Annotated in this window: 27 protein-coding genes; 1 reads left to right on the forward strand and 26 read right to left on the reverse strand. The window is 54.4% G+C overall.

Translation table 11 applies throughout. The features are described from left to right. Position 1: 1 nt before the first annotated feature. The 21 genes from rplO to rpsJ all read right to left on the reverse strand — a co-directional run bounded on the left by rplO (position 2) and on the right by rpsJ (position 9223). Positions 2 to 436: a 50S ribosomal protein L15 gene (gene rplO, locus ACJJIP_RS18165; RefSeq protein WP_020411403.1), complete on the reverse strand. Its 435-nt coding sequence runs from the start codon at positions 434 to 436 to the stop codon at positions 2 to 4. Position 437: 1 nt separating this feature from the next. Further along, positions 438 to 623, reverse strand: a complete 186-nt coding sequence (gene rpmD / locus ACJJIP_RS18170; protein ID WP_020411402.1) for a 50S ribosomal protein L30 — start codon at positions 621 to 623, stop codon at positions 438 to 440. A gap of 38 nt (positions 624 to 661) precedes the next feature. Then, entirely contained in the window at positions 662 to 1168 is a 507-nt protein-coding gene (rpsE, locus tag ACJJIP_RS18175) for a 30S ribosomal protein S5 (RefSeq protein ID WP_020411401.1), read from the reverse strand. 10 nt (positions 1169 to 1178) lie between these two features. Continuing rightward, on the reverse strand, positions 1179 to 1529 hold the full coding sequence (rplR, locus tag ACJJIP_RS18180) for a 50S ribosomal protein L18 (RefSeq protein ID WP_020411400.1): 351 nt from the start codon (positions 1527 to 1529) through the stop codon (positions 1179 to 1181). A gap of 13 nt (positions 1530 to 1542) precedes the next feature. After that, on the reverse strand, positions 1543 to 2076 hold the full coding sequence (gene rplF, locus ACJJIP_RS18185; protein ID WP_020411399.1) for a 50S ribosomal protein L6: 534 nt from the start codon (positions 2074 to 2076) through the stop codon (positions 1543 to 1545). A gap of 12 nt (positions 2077 to 2088) precedes the next feature. After that, a complete protein-coding gene (gene rpsH, locus ACJJIP_RS18190; RefSeq protein WP_020411398.1) occupies positions 2089 to 2481 on the reverse strand; it encodes a 30S ribosomal protein S8 in 393 nt (130 codons plus the stop codon). 40 nt (positions 2482 to 2521) lie between these two features. Further along, the gene (rpsN, locus tag ACJJIP_RS18195) at positions 2522 to 2827 is read right to left on the reverse strand and encodes a 30S ribosomal protein S14 (RefSeq protein WP_020411397.1); all 306 of its coding nucleotides are present in this window, start codon (positions 2825 to 2827) and stop codon (positions 2522 to 2524) included. A 9-nt stretch (positions 2828 to 2836) separates the two neighbouring features. Beyond that, positions 2837 to 3376, reverse strand: a complete 540-nt coding sequence (gene rplE / locus ACJJIP_RS18200) for a 50S ribosomal protein L5 (protein ID WP_020411396.1) — start codon at positions 3374 to 3376, stop codon at positions 2837 to 2839. A 31-nt stretch (positions 3377 to 3407) separates the two neighbouring features. Then, positions 3408 to 3719, reverse strand: coding sequence for a 50S ribosomal protein L24 (gene rplX / locus ACJJIP_RS18205; protein ID WP_020411395.1), 312 nt, complete (start codon positions 3717 to 3719; stop codon positions 3408 to 3410). Between the two features lie 20 nt (positions 3720 to 3739). Further along, positions 3740 to 4108, reverse strand: coding sequence for a 50S ribosomal protein L14 (gene rplN / locus ACJJIP_RS18210; protein ID WP_020411394.1), 369 nt, complete (start codon positions 4106 to 4108; stop codon positions 3740 to 3742). Positions 4109 to 4154: 46 nt separating this feature from the next. Continuing rightward, positions 4155 to 4418, reverse strand: coding sequence for a 30S ribosomal protein S17 (gene rpsQ / locus ACJJIP_RS18215; protein ID WP_020411393.1), 264 nt, complete (start codon positions 4416 to 4418; stop codon positions 4155 to 4157). 2 nt (positions 4419 to 4420) lie between these two features. Further along, positions 4421 to 4612, reverse strand: coding sequence for a 50S ribosomal protein L29 (rpmC, locus tag ACJJIP_RS18220; RefSeq protein ID WP_020411392.1), 192 nt, complete (start codon positions 4610 to 4612; stop codon positions 4421 to 4423). Next, positions 4612 to 5025 (reverse strand): 50S ribosomal protein L16, encoded by a 414-nt coding sequence (rplP, locus tag ACJJIP_RS18225; protein WP_020411391.1) that lies wholly within the window; start codon positions 5023 to 5025, stop codon positions 4612 to 4614. Before rplP ends, rpmC begins: the two co-directional genes overlap by 1 nt. A gap of 11 nt (positions 5026 to 5036) precedes the next feature. Then, on the reverse strand, positions 5037 to 5717 hold the full coding sequence (gene rpsC / locus ACJJIP_RS18230; RefSeq protein ID WP_020411390.1) for a 30S ribosomal protein S3: 681 nt from the start codon (positions 5715 to 5717) through the stop codon (positions 5037 to 5039). A 19-nt stretch (positions 5718 to 5736) separates the two neighbouring features. Then, entirely contained in the window at positions 5737 to 6069 is a 333-nt protein-coding gene (gene rplV / locus ACJJIP_RS18235; protein ID WP_020411389.1) for a 50S ribosomal protein L22, read from the reverse strand. A 15-nt stretch (positions 6070 to 6084) separates the two neighbouring features. Further along, complete coding sequence (gene rpsS / locus ACJJIP_RS18240; RefSeq protein WP_020411388.1) at positions 6085 to 6363, reverse strand: 30S ribosomal protein S19; 279 nt, start codon at positions 6361 to 6363, stop codon at positions 6085 to 6087. Between the two features lie 37 nt (positions 6364 to 6400). Next, on the reverse strand, positions 6401 to 7225 hold the full coding sequence (gene rplB, locus ACJJIP_RS18245; protein ID WP_020411387.1) for a 50S ribosomal protein L2: 825 nt from the start codon (positions 7223 to 7225) through the stop codon (positions 6401 to 6403). Positions 7226 to 7239: 14 nt separating this feature from the next. Next, complete coding sequence (gene rplW / locus ACJJIP_RS18250) at positions 7240 to 7536, reverse strand: 50S ribosomal protein L23 (protein ID WP_020411386.1); 297 nt, start codon at positions 7534 to 7536, stop codon at positions 7240 to 7242. Beyond that, positions 7533 to 8147, reverse strand: a complete 615-nt coding sequence (gene rplD / locus ACJJIP_RS18255) for a 50S ribosomal protein L4 (protein ID WP_020411385.1) — start codon at positions 8145 to 8147, stop codon at positions 7533 to 7535. The genes rplW and rplD overlap by 4 nt, the downstream gene beginning before the upstream one ends. 18 nt (positions 8148 to 8165) lie before the next feature. After that, the gene (rplC, locus tag ACJJIP_RS18260; protein WP_020411384.1) at positions 8166 to 8801 is read right to left on the reverse strand and encodes a 50S ribosomal protein L3; all 636 of its coding nucleotides are present in this window, start codon (positions 8799 to 8801) and stop codon (positions 8166 to 8168) included. Between the two features lie 110 nt (positions 8802 to 8911). Beyond that, entirely contained in the window at positions 8912 to 9223 is a 312-nt protein-coding gene (gene rpsJ / locus ACJJIP_RS18265) for a 30S ribosomal protein S10 (RefSeq protein ID WP_010133849.1), read from the reverse strand. Between the two features lie 142 nt (positions 9224 to 9365). Here rpsJ and ACJJIP_RS18270 point away from each other — a divergent pair, with 142 nt between their 5' ends. After that, on the forward strand, positions 9366 to 9875 hold the full coding sequence (locus ACJJIP_RS18270; protein WP_444945753.1) for an aminoacyl-tRNA deacylase: 510 nt from the start codon (positions 9366 to 9368) through the stop codon (positions 9873 to 9875). Positions 9876 to 10022: 147 nt separating this feature from the next. Here ACJJIP_RS18270 and tuf read toward each other — a convergent pair whose 3' ends face one another. The 5 genes from tuf to rpoC form a co-directional block, all read right to left on the reverse strand. After that, the gene (gene tuf, locus ACJJIP_RS18275) at positions 10023 to 11216 is read right to left on the reverse strand and encodes an elongation factor Tu (protein WP_020411101.1); all 1194 of its coding nucleotides are present in this window, start codon (positions 11214 to 11216) and stop codon (positions 10023 to 10025) included. Between the two features lie 75 nt (positions 11217 to 11291). Beyond that, positions 11292 to 13397 (reverse strand): elongation factor G, encoded by a 2106-nt coding sequence (fusA, locus tag ACJJIP_RS18280; RefSeq protein ID WP_020411118.1) that lies wholly within the window; start codon positions 13395 to 13397, stop codon positions 11292 to 11294. Between the two features lie 90 nt (positions 13398 to 13487). Beyond that, positions 13488 to 13958: a 30S ribosomal protein S7 gene (gene rpsG, locus ACJJIP_RS18285; RefSeq protein ID WP_020411119.1), complete on the reverse strand. Its 471-nt coding sequence runs from the start codon at positions 13956 to 13958 to the stop codon at positions 13488 to 13490. A 110-nt stretch (positions 13959 to 14068) separates the two neighbouring features. Then, positions 14069 to 14443 carry a 30S ribosomal protein S12 gene (rpsL, locus tag ACJJIP_RS18290; protein ID WP_020411120.1) on the reverse strand — a complete coding sequence of 125 codons (375 nt, stop codon included), beginning with the start codon at positions 14441 to 14443 and terminating at the stop codon, positions 14069 to 14071. Positions 14444 to 14692: 249 nt separating this feature from the next. After that, the gene (gene rpoC, locus ACJJIP_RS18295; protein WP_020411121.1) at positions 14693 to 18922 is read right to left on the reverse strand and encodes a DNA-directed RNA polymerase subunit beta'; all 4230 of its coding nucleotides are present in this window, start codon (positions 18920 to 18922) and stop codon (positions 14693 to 14695) included. Positions 18923 to 19002: the final 80 nt, after the last annotated feature.

A 19002-nucleotide genomic window follows, 5' to 3' on the forward strand; every position in this document is an offset into this window, starting at 1 on the left:
ATTAGTCTTCTATTTTACCGCCAGCAGCTTCGATAGCCGCCTTTGCACCTTTGGTCACTCCCAGACCCTTTACGGTAACTGCTTTAGTCAGTTCACCTGAGAGGAACACTTTGGCGCGTTTAATATGGCTGCCGATAATATCGGCATTCTTCAGCGCTGCCAAATCGATTACGTCACTTTCTACCTTGGCCAGCTCAGCCAGACGTACTTCCGCGGTGAAGCGAGAAACACGAGCGGTGAAACCGTACTTAGGCAGACGCTTCTGCAAAGGCATCTGACCGCCTTCGAAGCCTGGACGAACACTACCGCCGGAACGTGCTTTTTGACCTTTGTGGCCACGGCCACCGGTCTTACCCAACCCACTACCTATTCCGCGACCAACGCGCTTTGCGCTGTGCTTGTGGCCTTGTGCGGGAGATAAGTCATTCAAACGCATGTTATTCCCCCTCAACCTTAACCAGGTAGTTTACTTTGTTGATCATGCCGCGCACGGAAGGAGTATCTTCCACTTCCACTGTGTGGCCGATGCGGCGCAGGCCCAGACCCGCAACGCACGCCTGATGGCTTTTCAGGCGTCCGTTGATACTTTTGGTCTGGGTGACTTTAATGGTCTTCTTAGCCATGGTCTTAACCCACCAATAACCTTAAATCTGGACTGTGATTAGCCCAGAATCTCTTCGACTGATTTACCGCGCTTGGCAGCAACATCTTCAGGGCTCTGCATTTGCTCCAGAGCTTTGAAGGTTGCGCGCACTACGTTCACCGGATTGGTGGAACCGTAGCACTTGGCCAATACGTTGTGTACACCAGCCATTTCCAGTACGGAGCGCATAGCACCACCGGCAATTACACCGGTACCCTGGGAAGCGGGCTGCATGTAAACCTTGGAACCACCATGGCGACCATTGGTAGCGTACTGGATGGTATCGCCATTCAGTTCTACCTGGACCATGTTGCGGCGCGCAGCTTCCATCGCCTTCTGAATCGCTACAGGCACTTCACGCGCCTTACCGCGACCGAAACCGACACGGCCATTGCCGTCACCAACGACAGTCAGTGCGGTAAAGGCGAAGATACGACCACCTTTAACAGTCTTGGCAACGCGGTTGACCTGGACCAGCTTCTCCTGCAGGCCTTCGTCGTTGCTTTTGTCTTTCTCTCTAGCCATAACTCAACCCTTAGAATTTCAGACCGGCTTCGCGGGCAGCGTCAGCCAGAGCCTTAACACGGCCGTGGTACTTAAAGCCACTGCGATCAAAGGCAACTGCTTCAACGCCGGCGGCTTTTGCACGCTCAGCGATCAGCTTGCCAACCGCGGTAGCAGCGTCGACGTTACCGGTTTTACCAGCGCGCAGGTCCTTGTCCAGGGTAGAGGCGGAAGCCAATACCGTATTGCCTTCGGCAGACAGGATCTGTGCGTAAATGTGACGTGGAGTGCGGTTCACGGTAAGGCGAACGGCGCCCAGCTCACTGATCTTGGCGCGGGCACGACGTGCACGACGCAAGCGAGATGCTTTCTTAACGTTCATATCTATGCCCTATTTACTTCTTCTTGGCCTCTTTGCGATACACGCGCTCATCGGCATAACGGACACCCTTACCTTTGTAGGGCTCCGGCGGACGGAACGCACGGATCTCAGCGGCCACTTGGCCCAGCAGCTGCTTATTGCTGCTCTTCAGTACGATTTCAGTCTGGGAGGGAGTTTCCGCAGTCACACCTTCCGGCAACTGATAATCGATCGGATGGGAGAAGCCCAGGGTCAGGTTAACCGTTTTACCGGCGGCTTTCGCACGATAACCAACACCCAGCAACTGCAGCTTCTTCTCGAAGCCAGCGCTTACGCCTATCACCATGTTATTAACCAGTGCACGGGTAGTACCCGCCAAGGCCCTGGCTTGCTTGGAGCTATTGCGCGCGGCAAAAGTCAGCTGGCTGTCTGCCTGGCTCACTTCTACTTCACCGTGAATAACCATATCCAAGTTACCGCTACCGCCCTTAACAGCGATGTTCTGACCTTTCAGGTCAACGGTAACACCTGCGGGGATAACTACCGGACTATTTGCTACTCGAGACATTATGACCCCCGCTTAGAATACGGTGCAGAGCACTTCGCCACCGATACCGGCCTGGCGAGCAGCGCGATCGGTCATTACACCTTTAGAGGTGGAAACGATCGCGATACCCAGACCACCACGTACGGTAGGCAGAGTTTTCTTACCAGTGTAAGAGCGCAGACCCGGACGGGAAACGCGGTCCAGTTCAGCGATAACCGGCTTGCCCTGGAAGTATTTCAGAGCGATAGTCAGTTCAGGCTTAGCGCCCTCGCTTACATTCAAGTCAGTAACGTAACCTTCGTCTTTCAGGACTTTGGCTACAGCCACTTTCAATTTTGATGATGGCAGGGTGACTTCCGCCTTTCCGCGCGCCAGGGCATTGCGGATGCGAGTCAGCATATCTGCCAACGGATCTTGCATACTCATCTTATGAGACTCCTCAAATCTGCCTTAAACCAGCTGGTAATTACCAGCTGGACTTCACGAGGCCAGGAACATCACCACGCATCGCAGCTTCACGAAGCTTGTTACGGCACAGGCCGAACTTGCGGTATACAGCGTGGGGGCGACCAGTAATACGACAGCGGCGTTGCTGACGTACCGGGCTTGCATCGCGCGGCATTTTCTGCAGCTTGAGTTGAGCCTCCCACTGCTCCTCTTCGGAAGCAGTGGAACTGGCGATGATCGCCTTCAGCTCTTGACGCTTCTCGGCGTACTTAGCTGCGGTTCGAGCGCGCTTGTTTTCGCGCGCAATCATGGATTTCTTCGCCATGGAATCCTCTTAACCCTTGAAAGGGAAGTTGAACGCTTTCAGCAGCGCGCGACCTTGATCGTCGTTTGCAGCTGTAGTGGTAATACAAATATCCAGACCGCGGAGCTTGTCTACTTTGTCGTAGTCAATTTCCGGGAAGATGATTTGCTCGGTCACGCCCATAGAGAAGTTACCGCGGCCGTCAAACTGCTTCGGGCTAATGCCACGGAAGTCACGGATACGCGGAATCGCGATGTCAACCAAACGCTCCAGGAACTCATACATGCGCTCACCGCGCAGAGTAACCTTGCAGCCGATCGGCCAACCGTCACGAATCTTAAAGCCCGCAATAGATTTGCGCGCTTTAGTAACGATGGGCTTTTGACCAGTAATTGCTGTCATATCATTAACAGCGTGCTCCAGCACCTTCTTATCACCAATCGCTTCACCAACACCCATGTTGATGGTGATCTTGGTGATGCGCGGCACTGCCATCACATTCTCGAGACCAAGCTCTTCTTTCAGCTTGGCCACGAGGTCCTTAGTGTAGAGCTCTTTAAGCTTTGCCATGATCTACCAACCTGCTTTTGCGTCAAGAGCCTTAGATGGCTTCGCCGCTGGATTTGAAGACGCGAATCTTAGTGCCGTCTTCCAGTACTTTAAAGCCCACCCGGTCAGCCTTCTGGGTGTTGGGGTTGAAGATGGCTACGTTGGAAGCTTGGATCGCAGCTTCTTTTTCAACGATGCCGCCAGCAACGCCCAGCTGGGGATTTGGCTTTTGGTGTTTCTTGATCATCTGTATGCCGGAAACAATCAGGCGACCGTCGTTCAGTACTTTACGTACTGAACCACGCTTGCCTTTGTCGCGACCGGCGATAACGATCACTTCATCGTCACGCTTGATCTTGCGCATAACTCTTCTCCGCTCGAGGCTTAGATAACTTCGGGGGCGAGCGAGATGATCTTCATGAACTTCTCACCGCGCAGTTCGCGAGTTACCGGACCAAAAATACGGGTGCCAACCGGCGCCAATTGCTGGTTCAGCAGTACCGCTGCGTTATCGTCAAACTTAATCAGGGATCCGTCGTTACGGCGTACACCTTTTTTGGTGCGAACCACAACAGCGTTCATTACCTGACCTTTCTTTACTTTACCGCGGGGAATGGCTTCCTTAACGGTTACCTTAATAATGTCGCCCACGCCGGCATAACGACGATGGGAGCCGCCCAGCACCTTGATGCACATGACGCGGCGAGCCCCACTGTTGTCAGCTACTTCTAAGTAGGATTCCGCTTGAATCATTGTCTCTCTCCGAAACCTTTCAATTCGGCAGTCAATGCGCTAGGGGTTATACCTTCGCCGCACGCTCTACAATTTTCTGCAAGGCCCAGGATTTGCTCTTGGACAGCGGACGAGATTCCTCGATGGTTACAACATCACCGATGCTGCAATCATTGTTCTCGTCATGAGCCTTAAGCTTTGTGGACTTGCTCACAATTTTGCCGTAGATCGGGTGCTTAACACGGCGCTCGATCAAAACGGTGATGGTTTTATCCATCTTGTCACTCACGACCTTACCGGTCAGAGTACGCTTCAGTTTTGCTTCAGCCATGATTAGTTACCTGCCTTCTCGGTCAACACAGTCTTAATGCGAGCAATGTCGCGACGAGTCTGCTTCAGCAGATGAGTCTGTGCCAGCTGACCGGTGGATTTTTGCATACGAAGCTTAAATTGAGCTTCGAGCTGGTTCAGCAGTTCCTGGTTCAGCTCTTCAACTGACTTTTCGCGTAGATCTGCAGTCTTCATTACATCACCGAACGCTTAACGAAAGTTGTCTTTACAGGCAGCTTGGCCGCAGCAAGTGCGAAAGCCTCACGAGCCAGCTCTTCGGACACGCCCTCCATTTCATAGAGAACTTTGCCCGGCTGGATCTGAGCCACCCAGTATTCAACGCCACCTTTACCTTTACCCATACGAACTTCGAGGGGCTTGTTGGTAATTGGCTTGTCCGGAAACACGCGAATCCAGATTTTACCGCCACGCTTAACGTGACGAGTCATTGCGCGACGAGCTGCTTCGATCTGGCGCGCAGTAATGCGACCGCGACCGATAGCCTTAAGACCAAACTCGCCAAAGCTCACTTTAGAGCCGCGCTGAGAAAGACCGCGGTTGCGACCCTTCTGTACCTTGCGGAATTTTGTACGCTTTGGTTGCAGCATCTGCGTACCCCTTATTTAGCAGCTTTCTTGCGGGTCTTAGCCGGCTTCTCATCGGGAACTTCGTCACCGATAACTTCGCCTTTAAAGATCCACACCTTGATACCGATGATGCCGTAGGTTGTCATCGCTTCAGCAGTGGCGTAGTCGATGTTAGCGCGCAGGGTGTGCAGGGGCACACGACCTTCGCGGTACCATTCGGTACGTGCGATTTCCGCACCACCGAGACGACCACTCACCTGAATCTTGATACCTTCGGCACCCTGACGCATAGCGTTCTGTACCGCACGCTTCATAGCGCGACGGAACATAACACGGCGTTCCAGCTGCTGGGCAACGTTCTGGCCAACCAGAGCCGCGTCCATATCAGGCTTGCGCACTTCTTCGATATCGATGTGCACAGGTACGCCCATCTGCGCGCTTACTTCGTTGCGCAGACGTTCTACGTCTTCACCTTTTTTACCGATTACGATACCGGGGCGTGCAGTGTGAATAGTCACACGTGCAGTGTTTGCCGGACGTTCGATCTCGATACGGCTCACGGAAGCGTGGGCCAGTTTTTTGCGAATGTATTCGCGAACTTTCAGATCCGTGTACAGCTTGTCTGCGTACTCGTCGCTGCCGGCATACCAAACAGAGGTATGCTTTTTAACGATACCCAGACGAATGCCGGTAGGATGTACTTTTTGTCCCATGGTTTTCTCGCCTGCTCTCTTATTTCTCGGCCACTTTCACAGTGATGTGACAAGTACGCTTAAGAATGCGATCTGCACGACCTTTCGCACGCGGTTTAATGCGCTTCATGGTCATACCTTCGTCCACAAAAATTGTGGAAACTTTCAGCTCGTCAACGTCAGCACCTTCGTTGTGCTCAGCGTTGGCAATGGCCGATTCCAGTACTTTCTTGACAATCGCCGCACCCTTTTTATTGCTAAATGCAAGAATATCCAGGGCTTCTTCAACGCCTTTGCCGCGAACCTGATCAGCTACCAGTCGCGCCTTTTGCGCCGATAGACGTGCGCCGCGTAATTTTGCTGCTACTTCCATCTTTTTAACCTCGGCTTAGCGCTTCTTCGCTTTCTTGTCCGCAGCATGACCGCGGTAAGTGCGGGTAGCAGCGAACTCGCCCAGTTTGTGGCCAACCATTTCTTCGTTAACCAAAACGGGCACGTGTTGACGACCGTTGTGTACGGCAATCGTCAGTCCAACCATTTCCGGCATAATCATGGAACGGCGGGACCAGGTTTTAATCGGTCGACGATCGTTTGCTTCAATCGCCGCCTCCACCTTCTTGATCAAATGCAGATCAATAAAGGGACCTTTCTTTAATGAGCGTGGCACTGTCGATTCCTCTCTAGCTGCTCAGACATCGCGCGGCTTACTTGCCGCGACGACGTACTATCATCTTATCGGTGCGCTTGTTCTTGCGCGTTTTCTTACCCTTGGTCGGAACGCCCCACGGAGTAACAGGGTGACGGCCACCGGAGGTACGACCTTCACCACCACCGTGCGGGTGATCTACCGGGTTCATCGCCACACCGCGAACGGTAGGACGAACACCACGCCAGCGTGCAGCACCGGCTTTACCCAGCTTGCGCAGGCTGTGCTCGGAGTTGCTCACTTCACCCAGGGTTGCGCGGCACTCAGCGAGAACCTTACGCATTTCGCCGGAACGCAGACGAATAGTCGCGTACTGGCCTTCACGAGCTACCAGCTGTACAGAGGCACCTGCAGAGCGGGCTAACTGAGCGCCTTTACCAGGCTTCAGCTCAATGCCGTGAATTACAGAACCTACCGGAACGTTGCGCAGAGGCAGAGTGTTACCCACAGCAATCGGTGCGGCATCGCCGGACTGAATGGTGGCACCAGCCTTCAGGCCTTTCGGTGCAATGATGTAACGACGCTCACCATCTGCATAACACACCAGAGCGATGTGCGCGCTGCGATTGGGATCGTACTCCAGGCGCTCAACTTTAGCCGGAATACCGTCTTTGTTGCGCTTGAAGTCGATAACGCGGTAGTGCTGCTTGTGACCACCGCCGATGTGGCGAGTGGTAATACGACCATTGTTGTTACGGCCACCGCTTTTGCTTTTACTCTCCAGCAGAGGAGCGTAAGGAGCACCTTTGTGCAGGTCGGGGTTAACAACCTTAACCAGGTGACGACGGCCGGCGGAGGTCGGTTTTGTTTTTACAATTGCCATTGTAACAGTCCCCTTTACTCAGCAGCTTCAAAGTTGATGTCGCTGCCTTCAGCCAGGCGAACGTAGGCTTTTTTCCAGTCGCTGCGACGGCCCATGCCGTGGCGAGTGCGCTTGGTTTTACCTTTTACGTTCACGGTGCGAACCTGCTCAACGGAAACGTTAAACAGTTTCTCTACCGCAGCCTTGATTTCTGCTTTCTCAGCATCGGTGGAAACCTTGAAAACCACCTGGTTGGCACTATCGGCCAGCACAGCAGCTTTTTCGGAAATTACCGGGCCCAGCAGTACTTTGTAGAGTCGCTCTTGGTTCATCCCAGCACCTCTTCAATTTTCTTGAGCGCAGAAACGGTAACCACGACCTTATCAAAGCGAATCAGGCTTACGGGATCGATCGCCTGTACATCGCGGACGTCGATCTTGTGCAAGTTGCGAGCGGCCAGGTAGAGGTTTTCGCTAACCTCTTCAGTCACGATCAGCGCGTCGGACAGGTCAAATTGAGCCAGTTTGCTTACCAGCTGCTTGGTCTTGGGTGCATCCACGTCGAAGGACTCAACCACTACCAGGCGCTCCTGACGAGCCAGCTCAGACAGAATGCAACGCAGTGCAGCGCGGTACATTTTCTTGTTCAGCTTAACGCTGTGATCGCGCGGATCAGCGGCGAAAGTTACGCCACCGGAACGCCACAGCGGGCTGCGGATAGTACCGGCACGTGCACGGCCAGTACCTTTTTGGCGCCATGGCTTCTTGCCACCACCAGAAACGTCGGAACGATTCTTCTGCGCCTTGGTACCCTGGCGAGCGCCGGCCATATAGGCCACTACTGCCTGGTGCACCAGATCTTGGTTGAACTCACGCCCGAAAGTCACTTCAGAGACAGCTACTGTGCCTTTAGCGCCTTCGGGAGTAGCGATATTCAGTTCCATATCTATTTCCCCTCAGACTTAGGCTTTAACTGCCGGACGAACGATAACATTGCCACCGGGTGCACCGGGAACAGCGCCTTTAACCAACAGCAGGTTGCGTTCGGCATCGACACGAACCACTTCCAGGTTTTGCACGGTTACGCGCTCAGCACCCATATGGCCAGCCATCTTCTTGCCTTTCCATACGCGGCCAGGAGTCTGACACTGACCGATAGAACCGGGTGCGCGGTGAGACAGGGAGTTACCGTGGGTTGCGTCCTGGGTGCGGAAATTCCAGCGCTTAACGCCGCCCTGGAAGCCTTTACCTTTGGAAGTGCCGGTTACGTCGATCATCTGGCCAGCTTCGAAGCTGGAAACAGTAATTTCAGAACCGATTTCGAAAGTCTCTTCAGAACCGTCAGTGCGCAGTTCGAAAAGATTAGTGCCAGCCTCTACATTGGCTTTGGCGAAGTGGCCCGCTTCGGGCTTGGAGACACGGGAAGCTTTGCGGTTACCCACTGCTACTTGAACAGCGGTATAGCCATCAGTTTCCTGAGTTTTCACCTGGGTGACGCGATTCGGAGCAACCTCAACAACGGTTACCGGAATGGATACGCCATCTTCAGTGAAGATGCGAGTCATGCCGCTCTTGCGGCCGACAATACCTATAGTCATCTTTATTAACCTCTCAGTGCACGGGGCTTTAACCCACTGCGGCCGCCCAGTTTCAGAGCGTTACACTACCCGGACCTTTTTCGCCCGGGATTCGGTAGTTAGTAAAAGTGTTAGCCGAGACTAATTTGGACCTCAACACCGGCCGCCAGATCGAGCTTCATCAGCGCGTCGACGGTTTTCTCGGTAGGCTCAACGATGTCCAGCAAACGCTTGTGAGTACGGATTTCGTACTGGTCGCGAGCGTCTTTATTAACGTGCGGAGAAATCAGTACGGTGTACTTCTCTTTGCGAGTCGGCAGCGGGATAGGACCGCGAACTTGTGCGCCAGTGCGCTTAGCCGTCTCTACGATCTCCTGAGTGGACGCGTCGATCAGCTTGTGATCGAAGGCCTTCAGGCGAATACGGATACGTTGACCCTGCATGGAATCAAACTCCAACTTATGAACTAAAGAACGTCCTCTTCCGCAGCCCCGAGGGCGGGCGAAAAGGAGCGCGAATTCTACGGGGAGCGCGGGAGGCTGTCAACTGTACAGCCTGCGCAAATTTCAATCTGCGCAAACTACAATGAAGTACCTAGAGTGGAACGAGGGTACAGAAATGACTATTGCCGCAAAATTGAGTCAATACCTCAATGACCAGTCGGTCGACTACCACCTGGTTCAACACCCACATACACGAACCAGCCGCGAAAGCGCACACGCAGCCCATGTCAGAGAGGACCAGGTAGCCAAGGCGATTATGCTGCAGGACAATGACGGCTATGTAATGGTGGTGATACCCGCCAGTAGCAGCCTGGATATGCGTGCCGTACATATGGAAACCGGTCGTAACGGCCTGGAAATGGTTGCGGAGAATGAACTCGGTTCAATCTTCCCGGATTGTGAATTGGGCGCCCTCCCCCCAATTGGCCAGGCGTATGGCATCACCACCCTGCTGGACAGCAGCCTCAGCCACCAGGAGACCATTTATTTCGAGGCCGGTGACCACGAAGAACTTGTGGAAATGGACGGACCACAATTCACCAAGCTCTTTATCAGCAGCCACACAGCCGACCTGAGCAAGGACTGGCCGTAAATTACCACCCGACCAACCAGGCCGCTGGCCAACCGTAATTAAGGGTGCTTTCAATTATGTCGCCAACCCTTAACTCCAAATCTCTATTTCGGGCATAAAAAAAGCCGCAGCGTTTCCGCCGCGGCTTTTTCAGATCACGAGTAACGATTACTCGATGATCTTAGCAACAACGCCCGCACCTACGGTACGACCACCTTCGCGAATAGCGAAGCGCAGGCCGTCTTCCATGGCGATCGGAGCGATCAGGGTAACAACCATTTGAATGTTGTCGCCCGGCATTACCATTTCAGTACCTTCCGGCAGCTCTACCGCACCAGTTACGTCGGTAGTACGGAAGTAAAACTGAGGACGGTAGCCTTTAAAGAACGGGGTGTGACGACCACCTTCGTCCTTGGACAGTACGTACACTTCCGCTTCGAACTTGGTGTGCGGAGTGATAGAACCAGGCTTAGCCAGTACCTGACCACGCTCCACTTCGTCACGCTTGGTGCCGCGCAGCAGCGCGCCGATGTTCTCACCTGCACGACCTTCGTCGAGCAGCTTGCGGAACATCTCAACACCAGTACAGGTGGTAGTGGTGGTCTCTTTGATACCAACGATTTCGATCTCGTCGCCAGTGTGGATTACACCGCGCTCTACACGACCGGTTACCACGGTACCACGACCGGAGATGGAGAATACGTCTTCGATCGGCATCAGGAACGGCAGGTCTACAGCGCGCTCCGGCTCAGGAATGTACTCGTCCAGGGTTTCAACCAGCTTCTTAACAGCGGTGGTACCCATTTCGTTGTCGTCTTCGCCGTTCAGGGCCATCAGAGCAGAACCAACGATGATCGGAGTGTCGTCACCCGGGAACTCGTACTGGTCCAGAAGTTCGCGAACTTCCATCTCTACCAGCTCGAGCAGCTCTTCGTCGTCTACCATGTCCGCTTTGTTCAGGAATACAACGATGTAAGGTACACCTACCTGACGGGAAAGCAGGATGTGCTCACGAGTCTGCGGCATGGGGCCGTCAGCTGCGGAACATACCAGGATAGCGCCGTCCATCTGAGCAGCACCGGTGATCATGTTCTTAACGTAGTCGGCGTGTCCCGGGCAGTCTACGTGCGCGTAGTGGCGAGTCGGGGACTCGTACTCAACGTGAGAGGTAGCGATGGTGATACCGCGCTCACGCTCTTCCGGTGCATTGTCGATACCGTCGAAAGCTACAGCGTCACCGCCCCATACTTCCGCACATACGCGGGTCAGAGCAGCGGTCAGGGTGGTTTTACCGTGGTCAACGTGACCGATGGTGCCCACGTTCACGTGGGGCTTGGAACGTTCAAACTTTTCTTTTGCCATCTTAGATGTCCTCTAGCTAAAAGTTTGCCAAAGAAGCCTCAGCCATTCACTGAGGCCCTTTTGAGCAGAAGTTAATTAGGCCTTGTTCTTTGCAATGATCTCATCGGCAACATTTTTCGGCGCTTCGGCGTACTTCAGGAACTCCATGGTGTAGGTAGCACGGCCCTGAGTAGCAGAACGCAGGTCGGTTGCGTAACCGAACATCTCTGCCAGAGGTACTTCCGCGTTGACAACCTTACCAGCGGGGTTGTCTTCCATACCCTGGATGAGGCCACGACGACGGTTGAGGTCACCAACCACGTCACCCATGTTCTCTTCCGGAGTTACCACTTCCACCTTCATCATCGGCTCAAGCAGTACTGCACCGCCCACAGAGGACAGCTTCTTGGTCGCCATGGAGCCGGCGATTTTAAACGCCATTTCACTGGAGTCCACATCGTGGTAGGAACCGTCGTACAGAGTTGCCTTCAGGCCCAGCAGCGGGTAGCCAGCCAGAACACCGTTTTGCATCTGCTCTTCGATACCTTTTGATACCGCCGGGATGTATTCCTTAGGTACAACACCGCCCACGATTTCGTTAACAAATTCCAGACCTTCCTGGGACTCGTCTTCAGCGGGCTCAAATTTCACCCATACGTGACCGAACTGACCACGACCACCGGACTGACGAACGAACTTGCCTTCGATCTCAGAGGTGTTACGGATCGCTTCACGGTAGGCAACCTGAGGCTTACCGATGTTCGCTTCAACGTTGAACTCGCGACGCATACGGTCGACGATGATGTCCAGGTGCAGCTCACCCATACCAGAGATGATGGTCTGACCGGTTTCCTCGTCGGTCTTCACACGGAAAGACGGGTCTTCCTGGGCCAGCTTGCCGAGGGCAATACCCATTTTTTCCTGGTCCGGCTTGGACTTGGGCTCAACCGCAACAGAAATTACCGGCTCTGGGAACTCCATACGCTCCAGAACAATCTTGTTGCTCTCGGCACACAGGGTGTCACCAGTGGTTACATCCTTCAGACCGATCGCAGCTGCGATGTCGCCAGCCAATACTTCTTTAATTTCCTGACGGTCGTTGGAGTGCATCTGCACCATACGACCAACGCGCTCTTTCTTCATTTTTACGGAGTTGTATACCGCAGTACCGCTCTCCAGCTTACCGGAGTAGACACGGAAGAAAGTCAGGGTGCCAACGAAGGGATCGGTAGCAATTTTGAACGCCAGAGCGGCGAACGGAGCCTCGTCATCCGCTTCGCGGGTCTCAACGGTTTCGCCGTCTTCCAGAGTACCTTCGATCGCCTTAACTTCAGTCGGCGCCGGCAGGTATTCGATAACTGCGTCCAGTACAGCTTGTACGCCCTTGTTCTTGAAGGCGGAGCCGCCCAGAACCGGAACGATTTCGTTGGCCAGAGTACGCTGGCGGATAGCTGCCTTGATCTCGTCTTCGGTCAGCTCACCCTCTTCCAGGTATTTCTCCATCAGCTCTTCGCTGGCTTCAGCCGCCGCTTCTACCAGGTACTCGCGCATTTCGTCGCACTCGTCCTGCAGCTCAGCGGGGATGTCAGCGTATTCAAAGGTCATGCCCTGGTCTGCTTCGTTCCAGATGATGGCTTTCATCTTCACCAGGTCAACAACCCCCTTGAACTCGTCCTCAGCACCGATGGTCATTTGCAGCGGTACAGCGTTTGCGTTCAGACGGTCTTTCAGCTGGCTCACAACGTTGCGGAAGTTCGCACCGGCGCGGTCCATCTTGTTGACGAATACCATGCGCGGTACTTCGTATTTGTTCGCCTGACGCCAAACGGTTTCAGTTTGAGGCTGAACACCAGAGGAACCACACAGAACAACAACCGCGCCGTCGAGTACGCGCAGGGAGCGCTCTACTTCAATGGTGAAGTCAACGTGTCCCGGGGTGTCGATGATGTTTACGCGGTGCTGGTCGAACTGCTGCTGCATGCCGGCCCAGAAACAGGTGGTTGCAGCGGAAGTGATGGTAATACCACGCTCCTGCTCCTGCTCCATCCAGTCCATGGTTGCGGCGCCTTCGTGCACCTCACCAATTTTGTGGGACAGACCAGTGTAGAAAAGTACGCGCTCAGTAGTGGTGGTTTTACCGGCGTCTACGTGGGCACAGATACCGATGTTGCGGTAACGTGCGATAGGCGTTTTACGTGCCACAGTTGTATCCTCGATATAACGGCAAAAGGCAGCCTGGAAATTTCCGTGCTGCCTTTCGGTATTAATTTCCGATGTTGGTAATCATCAGACTTAGAAGCGGTAGTGAGAGAACGCCTTGTTGGCTTCCGCCATGCGGTGTACATCTTCACGCTTCTTGACCGCACCGCCCTTGTTCTGAGCTGCATCGATCATTTCATTGGCCAGGCGCTGAGCCATGGACTTCTCGCCGCGCTTGCGGGAGAACTCCACCAACCAACGCATTGCCAGAGCCATACGGCGCGAGGGGCGCACTTCTACAGGCACCTGATAGGTCGCACCACCAACACGGCGGGATTTAACTTCCACCATAGGCGCGATGTTTTCCAAAGACTCCTCAAATACTTCGATAGGGTCTTTGTTCATTTTTTCAGAAACAGTCTCCAGGGCACCGTATACGATACGCTCTGCTACTGACTTCTTGCCGCTGATCATGACATGGTTCATGAACTTGGCCAGGGTGACGTTCCCGAACTTGGGATCGGGTAGTACTTCGCGCTTGGCGACTACTCGTCTTCTCGGCATGGGTATTGCCTCTCTTCAGGGTTATTCTGAGACGCCGCCGTAAAACCTTACAATCCGGCGAGCTCAGCCTTACTCCGGTTGGAAACCGAAACGCAAATCGTTAAAGGAGATTAACCTTTAGGACGCTTGGCGCCGTACTTAGAACGGCCCTGCTTGCGGTCGTTTACGCCGGCACAGTCAAGTGCACCGCGTACAGTGTGGTAACGCACACCCGGCAGGTCTTTTACACGACCGCCGCGAATCAGTACCACGCTGTGCTCCTGCAGGTTGTGGCCTTCACCACCGATGTACGAAGTTACTTCGAAACCGTTGGTGAGACGCACACGGCAAACTTTGCGCAGTGCGGAGTTCGGCTTCTTCGGTGTAGTGGTGTACACGCGAGTGCAAACTCCACGACGCTGCGGGCTGGCCTGCAGAGCGGGAACGTCGCTTTTTTCGACTTTGCGTTTTCTCGGCTTACGAACCAACTGGTTGATCGTTGCCATTAAAAATCACTCCAAAAATAAAATGCCCCCACCTCTTACAGTGAGGGCCTGTCGTCTGTGTGTAGCGCCGACTCGAAGGCCGGACGAAACACCCCACATCAGCGGGGGCCGCATTCTATAAGCGACAACCCGCCTAGTCAATCGGCGACGGAAGTAAGTGCTTACATCACAGACAGTCGCCAATCTCACTCGGCACCGAAATGCCTGGATATACCCCACTCCGCCTGCAAGGCAAAGTGGGAATACACCTTATTCGCCAGAGGACTTCAAGGCCTCGGTCAAGGCCGCTTCCACCTCTGCTGCGGAAGGACCTTCACTGAAGCTCTCTTCCAACTGCAGGCTGCGCTTGCGCTTGCGCTCGCTGTGGTAGGCCAGACCAGTACCTGCCGGAATCAGGCGACCCACTACTACGTTCTCTTTCAGACCGCGCAGGCTGTCTTCCTTGCCGGTTACCGCCGCTTCAGTTAGAACGCGAGTAGTCTCCTGGAACGAAGCCGCCGACAGGAAGGACTCGGTGGCCAAAGAGGCTTTAGTGATACCCAGCAACAGACGCTCGAATTGCGCAGGCTGCTTGTTTTCGGCACGCAGCTGTTCGTTCTCTTCTATCACGCGTTGGTATTCAACCTGATCGCCCTTAATAAAGCCGGAGTCACCCATCTCGGTGATCTCCACTTTACGCAACATCTGACGCACAATCGTTTCGATGTGCTTATCGTTAATGCCTACACCCTGGAGACGGTAAACTTCCTGGATCTCATTGGTGATGTAGCGTGCCAGCTCTTCCACACCTTTCAGGCGCAGGATGTCATGCGGGTTTGACGGGCCATCGGAGATAACCTCACCCTTTTCTACGGTTTCACCCTCGAACACAGTCAGCTGACGGTGCTTCGGAATCAGAACCTCGTAGTGATCCTTACCGTTGGCCAGAGGCTTGCCGTCGCGCGGAGTAATCTGCAGACGAACCTTGCCCTTGGTCTCTTTACCGAAGGAAACCGTACCGGAGATTTCCGCCAGGATAGACGGCTCTTTCGGCTTACGGGCCTCGAACAGGTCGGCAACGCGCGGCAGACCACCGGTGATATCCTTGGTACCACCGGATTCCTGCGGAATACGCGCGATAACGTCACCCACGTTCACCTGTTTGCCTTCAGCCAGACTGAGGATGGCGCGCGGCGGCAATGCGTAGTGCGCCGGCGCATTACTGTTAGCCAGAGTCAGCTCTTCGCCATTTTCATCAACCAGGGTTACTGCAGGACGCAGGTCTTTACCCGCTGCCGGACGCTCGGCCGGATCGATTACCTCAATAGAGGACAGACCGGTAATATCATCGGTCTGCTTGCGAATAGAGAGACCGTCTTCCATACCGGACAGCTTCACCCAACCGGCAACCTCGGTGATGATGGGGTGGGTGTGCGGATCCCACTTGGCCACAATCTGGCCACCGTCTACCTCAGCACCTTCGTAAACGCTGATCACAGCGCCGTAAGGCAGCTTATAGCGCTCACGCTCGCGGCCAGCACCATCAGCAATAGCCAACTCACCGGAGCGGGAAACCGCTACCAGAGTGCCGGCTTCGGTTTTCACTGTCTTCACATTGTGCAGGCGTACGGTACCGCCCAGCTTCACCTGAATACTGTCCGCTGCAGAAGCACGGCTCGCAGCACCACCAATGTGGAAGGTACGCATGGTCAGCTGAGTGCCCGGCTCACCGATAGACTGTGCGGCAACAACACCCACAGACTCACCTGGGTTGGCGCGGTGGCCACGGGCCAGGTCACGACCGTAACACTGGGCACAAATACCGTGGGCGGTGGTACAGCTGATCGGGGAGCGAACCAGAACCTCATCGATACCCATGGCTTCGATGCGCTCTACCCACTTCTCGTCGATCATAGTGCCAGCGGGAACGGCAATTTCATCGCTACCAGGCTTGAGGACATCGCGGGCTACAACACGGCCGAGGATACGGTCACCGAGAGACTCGATTACGTCACCACCCTCAATTACCGGCGCCATTGTCAGACCATCATCGGTGCCACAATCCACTTCAGTGATTACCACGTCTTGAGCAACATCCACCAGGCGGCGAGTCAGGTAACCGGAGTTAGCGGTTTTCAGTGCGGTATCCGCCAGACCTTTACGAGCACCGTGGGTCGAGATGAAGTACTGCTGTACAGTCAGACCTTCACGGAAGTTCGCGGTAATGGCGTTCTCAATAATGGAACCATCTGGACGAGCCATCAGACCACGCATACCAGCGAGCTGGCGAATCTGCGCCTCAGAACCCCGTGCGCCTGAGTCGGCGTACATGTATACAGAGTTGAAGGAATCCTGCTCGGCTTCTTTACCCTCGCGATCGATCACCTTCTCTTTCTTGATCCCCGCCATCATTGCCTGGGTTACCTTATCGTTGGTACGGGACCAAACATCGATAACCTTGTTGTACTTCTCACCCTGGGTTACCAGACCAGAAGCAAACTGGCTTTCAATCTCTTTTACTTCAGCTTCAGCAGCGCCGATCAGGTCGGCCTTAGCAGCTGGGATTTCAAAGTCATTCACACCAATGGAGGAGCCGGACTTTGTAGAGAAATCGAAACCGGTGTACATCAGCTGGTCAGCGAAAATAACTGTCGCCTTCAGGCCCACCTTGCGGTAGCACTCGTTAAGCACACGAGAAATGGATTTCTTTTTCATCGGCTGGTTAACCAGCTCGAACGGTAGGCCTTCCGGTACGATGTTCCAAAGCAGCGCACGGCCGACAGTGGTGTCCTGTACAGAGATACTCTCGTGCTTCTCCCCATCCTCACCAAGAATCTTCTCGCGGATGCGCACCTTGACTTTCGCCTGCAAGCCAACCTGCTTGGCGTAGAAGGCGCGGCTCACTTCCTTGATATCGGAGAAGAACATGCCCTCGCCTCTATCATTTACACGCTCACGGGTCATCCAATACAGACCCAGCACCACGTCCTGGGAAGGTACGATGATCGGTTCACCGTTTGCGGGCGACAGGATATTGTTGGTGGACATCATCAGCGCGCGGGATTCCAGCTGCGCTTCAATAGTCAGCGGTACGTGTACTGCCATCTGGTCGCCGTCGAAGTCGGCGTTATAGGCGGCACAAACCAGCGGGTGCAGCTGGATTGCTTTACCTTCAATCAGTACCGGCTCAAACGCCTGAATACCCAGACGGTGCAGAGTCGGGGCACGGTTAAGCAGTACCGGGTGCTCGCGGATAACTTCGTCGAGAATATCCCAAACGACCGCTTCCTCGCGCTCTACCATTTTCTTGGCAGCTTTGATGGTGGTGGCCAGGCCTCGGGCTTCGAGCTTGCCGAAAATAAACGGTTTGAACAGCTCCAACGCCATTTTCTTGGGCAGGCCACACTGATGCAGGCGCAGGGTCGGACCGACCACAATTACGGAACGACCGGAATAGTCAACACGCTTACCCAGCAGGTTCTGACGGAAACGACCTTGCTTACCTTTAATCATGTCCGCCAGGGACTTCAGCGGGCGCTTGTTAGAGCCAGTGATGGCACGGCCGCGACGACCATTATCCAACAGCGCATCCACAGATTCCTGCAGCATACGCTTTTCGTTGCGCACGATAATATCTGGCGCATTCAACTCGAGCAGGCGCTTCAGGCGGTTGTTACGGTTAATCACACGGCGGTAGAGGTCGTTCAGATCGGAGGTCGCAAAGCGGCCACCATCCAACGGTACCAGTGGGCGCAGATCCGGCGGCAGAACAGGCAGTGCCTGCATTACCATCCACTCGGGGTTATTGCCGGACTTGTAGAAAGCTTCCAGCAGCTTCAGGCGCTTGGACAGTTTCTTGATCTTGGTCTCGGAGTTGGTAGCCGGGATCTCTTCACGCAGACGCTGAATTTCAGCAGGCAATTCGATGTCACTCATCAACTCCTGGATCGCTTCGGCACCCATCTTTGCTTCGAACTCATCGGCGAATTCTTCCATCGCCTCGAAGTACTGCTCGTCATTTAGCAGCTGGCCGCGCTCCAGGGTGGTCATGCCGGGCTCGGTTACCACGTAGGATTCAAAATACAGCACACGCTCGATATCACGCAGGGTCATATCCAGCAGCAGGCCGATACGGGACGGCAGGGATTTTAGGAACCAGATATGCGCAACCGGGCTAGCCAGCTCAATGTGGCCCATACGCTCACGGCGCACTTTGGCCTTGGTAACTTCAACGCCACACTTCTCACAGATAATGCCGCGATGCTTCATGCGCTTGTACTTACCGCACAAGCACTCGTAATCCTTCACTGGACCAAAGATCTTGGCACAGAACAAACCTTCGCGCTCTGGCTTGAAGGTACGATAGTTAATGGTCTCCGGCTTCTTCACTTCGCCGTAGGACCAGGAGCGAATCATGTCCGGCGAGGCCAGACCGATGCGGATCGCATCAAACTCTTCCAGGTGCTCCTGGGACTTCACCAGATTTAATAAATCTTTCAAGGCCTTTCCTCCACTAGGGGATAGTCAACCCGGCAGACAAGCTGTGCCGGGTGGGCCGGTGCCCTACTGCATTCAGGGGC

This window comes from Microbulbifer variabilis (assembly GCF_052467165.1).

What these genes read in the sequence shown, in the direction of transcription:
- rpsJ (WP_010133849.1), bottom strand. Translation starts at nt 9,223, where the DNA reads ATGCAGGGTCAACGTATCCGTATTCGCCTGAAGGCCTTCGATCACAAG.
- rpmD (WP_020411402.1), bottom strand. Translation starts at nt 623, where the DNA reads ATGGCTAAGAAGACCATTAAAGTCACCCAGACCAAAAGTATCAACGGA.
- rpsL (WP_020411120.1), bottom strand. Translation starts at nt 14,443, where the DNA reads ATGGCAACGATCAACCAGTTGGTTCGTAAGCCGAGAAAACGCAAAGTC.
- rpsC (WP_020411390.1), bottom strand. Translation starts at nt 5,717, where the DNA reads ATGGGACAAAAAGTACATCCTACCGGCATTCGTCTGGGTATCGTTAAA.
- rplO (WP_020411403.1), bottom strand. Translation starts at nt 436, where the DNA reads ATGCGTTTGAATGACTTATCTCCCGCACAAGGCCACAAGCACAGCGCA.
- rplR (WP_020411400.1), bottom strand. Translation starts at nt 1,529, where the DNA reads ATGAACGTTAAGAAAGCATCTCGCTTGCGTCGTGCACGTCGTGCCCGC.
- rplE (WP_020411396.1), bottom strand. Translation starts at nt 3,376, where the DNA reads ATGGCAAAGCTTAAAGAGCTCTACACTAAGGACCTCGTGGCCAAGCTG.
- rpsN (WP_020411397.1), bottom strand. Translation starts at nt 2,827, where the DNA reads ATGGCGAAGAAATCCATGATTGCGCGCGAAAACAAGCGCGCTCGAACC.
- rplV (WP_020411389.1), bottom strand. Translation starts at nt 6,069, where the DNA reads ATGGAAGTAGCAGCAAAATTACGCGGCGCACGTCTATCGGCGCAAAAG.
- rplF (WP_020411399.1), bottom strand. Translation starts at nt 2,076, where the DNA reads ATGTCTCGAGTAGCAAATAGTCCGGTAGTTATCCCCGCAGGTGTTACC.
- rplD (WP_020411385.1), bottom strand. Translation starts at nt 8,147, where the DNA reads ATGGAACTGAATATCGCTACTCCCGAAGGCGCTAAAGGCACAGTAGCT.
- rplB (WP_020411387.1), bottom strand. Translation starts at nt 7,225, where the DNA reads ATGGCAATTGTAAAAACAAAACCGACCTCCGCCGGCCGTCGTCACCTG.
- rpmC (WP_020411392.1), bottom strand. Translation starts at nt 4,612, where the DNA reads ATGAAGACTGCAGATCTACGCGAAAAGTCAGTTGAAGAGCTGAACCAG.
- rpsH (WP_020411398.1), bottom strand. Translation starts at nt 2,481, where the DNA reads ATGAGTATGCAAGATCCGTTGGCAGATATGCTGACTCGCATCCGCAAT.
- rplC (WP_020411384.1), bottom strand. Translation starts at nt 8,801, where the DNA reads ATGACTATAGGTATTGTCGGCCGCAAGAGCGGCATGACTCGCATCTTC.
- rplN (WP_020411394.1), bottom strand. Translation starts at nt 4,108, where the DNA reads ATGATTCAAGCGGAATCCTACTTAGAAGTAGCTGACAACAGTGGGGCT.
- rpsG (WP_020411119.1), bottom strand. Translation starts at nt 13,958, where the DNA reads ATGCCGAGAAGACGAGTAGTCGCCAAGCGCGAAGTACTACCCGATCCC.
- rpsE (WP_020411401.1), bottom strand. Translation starts at nt 1,168, where the DNA reads ATGGCTAGAGAGAAAGACAAAAGCAACGACGAAGGCCTGCAGGAGAAG.
- rplW (WP_020411386.1), bottom strand. Translation starts at nt 7,536, where the DNA reads ATGAACCAAGAGCGACTCTACAAAGTACTGCTGGGCCCGGTAATTTCC.
- tuf (WP_020411101.1), bottom strand. Translation starts at nt 11,216, where the DNA reads ATGGCAAAAGAAAAGTTTGAACGTTCCAAGCCCCACGTGAACGTGGGC.
- rplP (WP_020411391.1), bottom strand. Translation starts at nt 5,025, where the DNA reads ATGCTGCAACCAAAGCGTACAAAATTCCGCAAGGTACAGAAGGGTCGC.
- ACJJIP_RS18270 (WP_444945753.1), top strand. Translation starts at nt 9,366, where the DNA reads ATGAAGTACCTAGAGTGGAACGAGGGTACAGAAATGACTATTGCCGCA.
- rplX (WP_020411395.1), bottom strand. Translation starts at nt 3,719, where the DNA reads ATGCGCAAGATCAAGCGTGACGATGAAGTGATCGTTATCGCCGGTCGC.
- rpsQ (WP_020411393.1), bottom strand. Translation starts at nt 4,418, where the DNA reads ATGGCTGAAGCAAAACTGAAGCGTACTCTGACCGGTAAGGTCGTGAGT.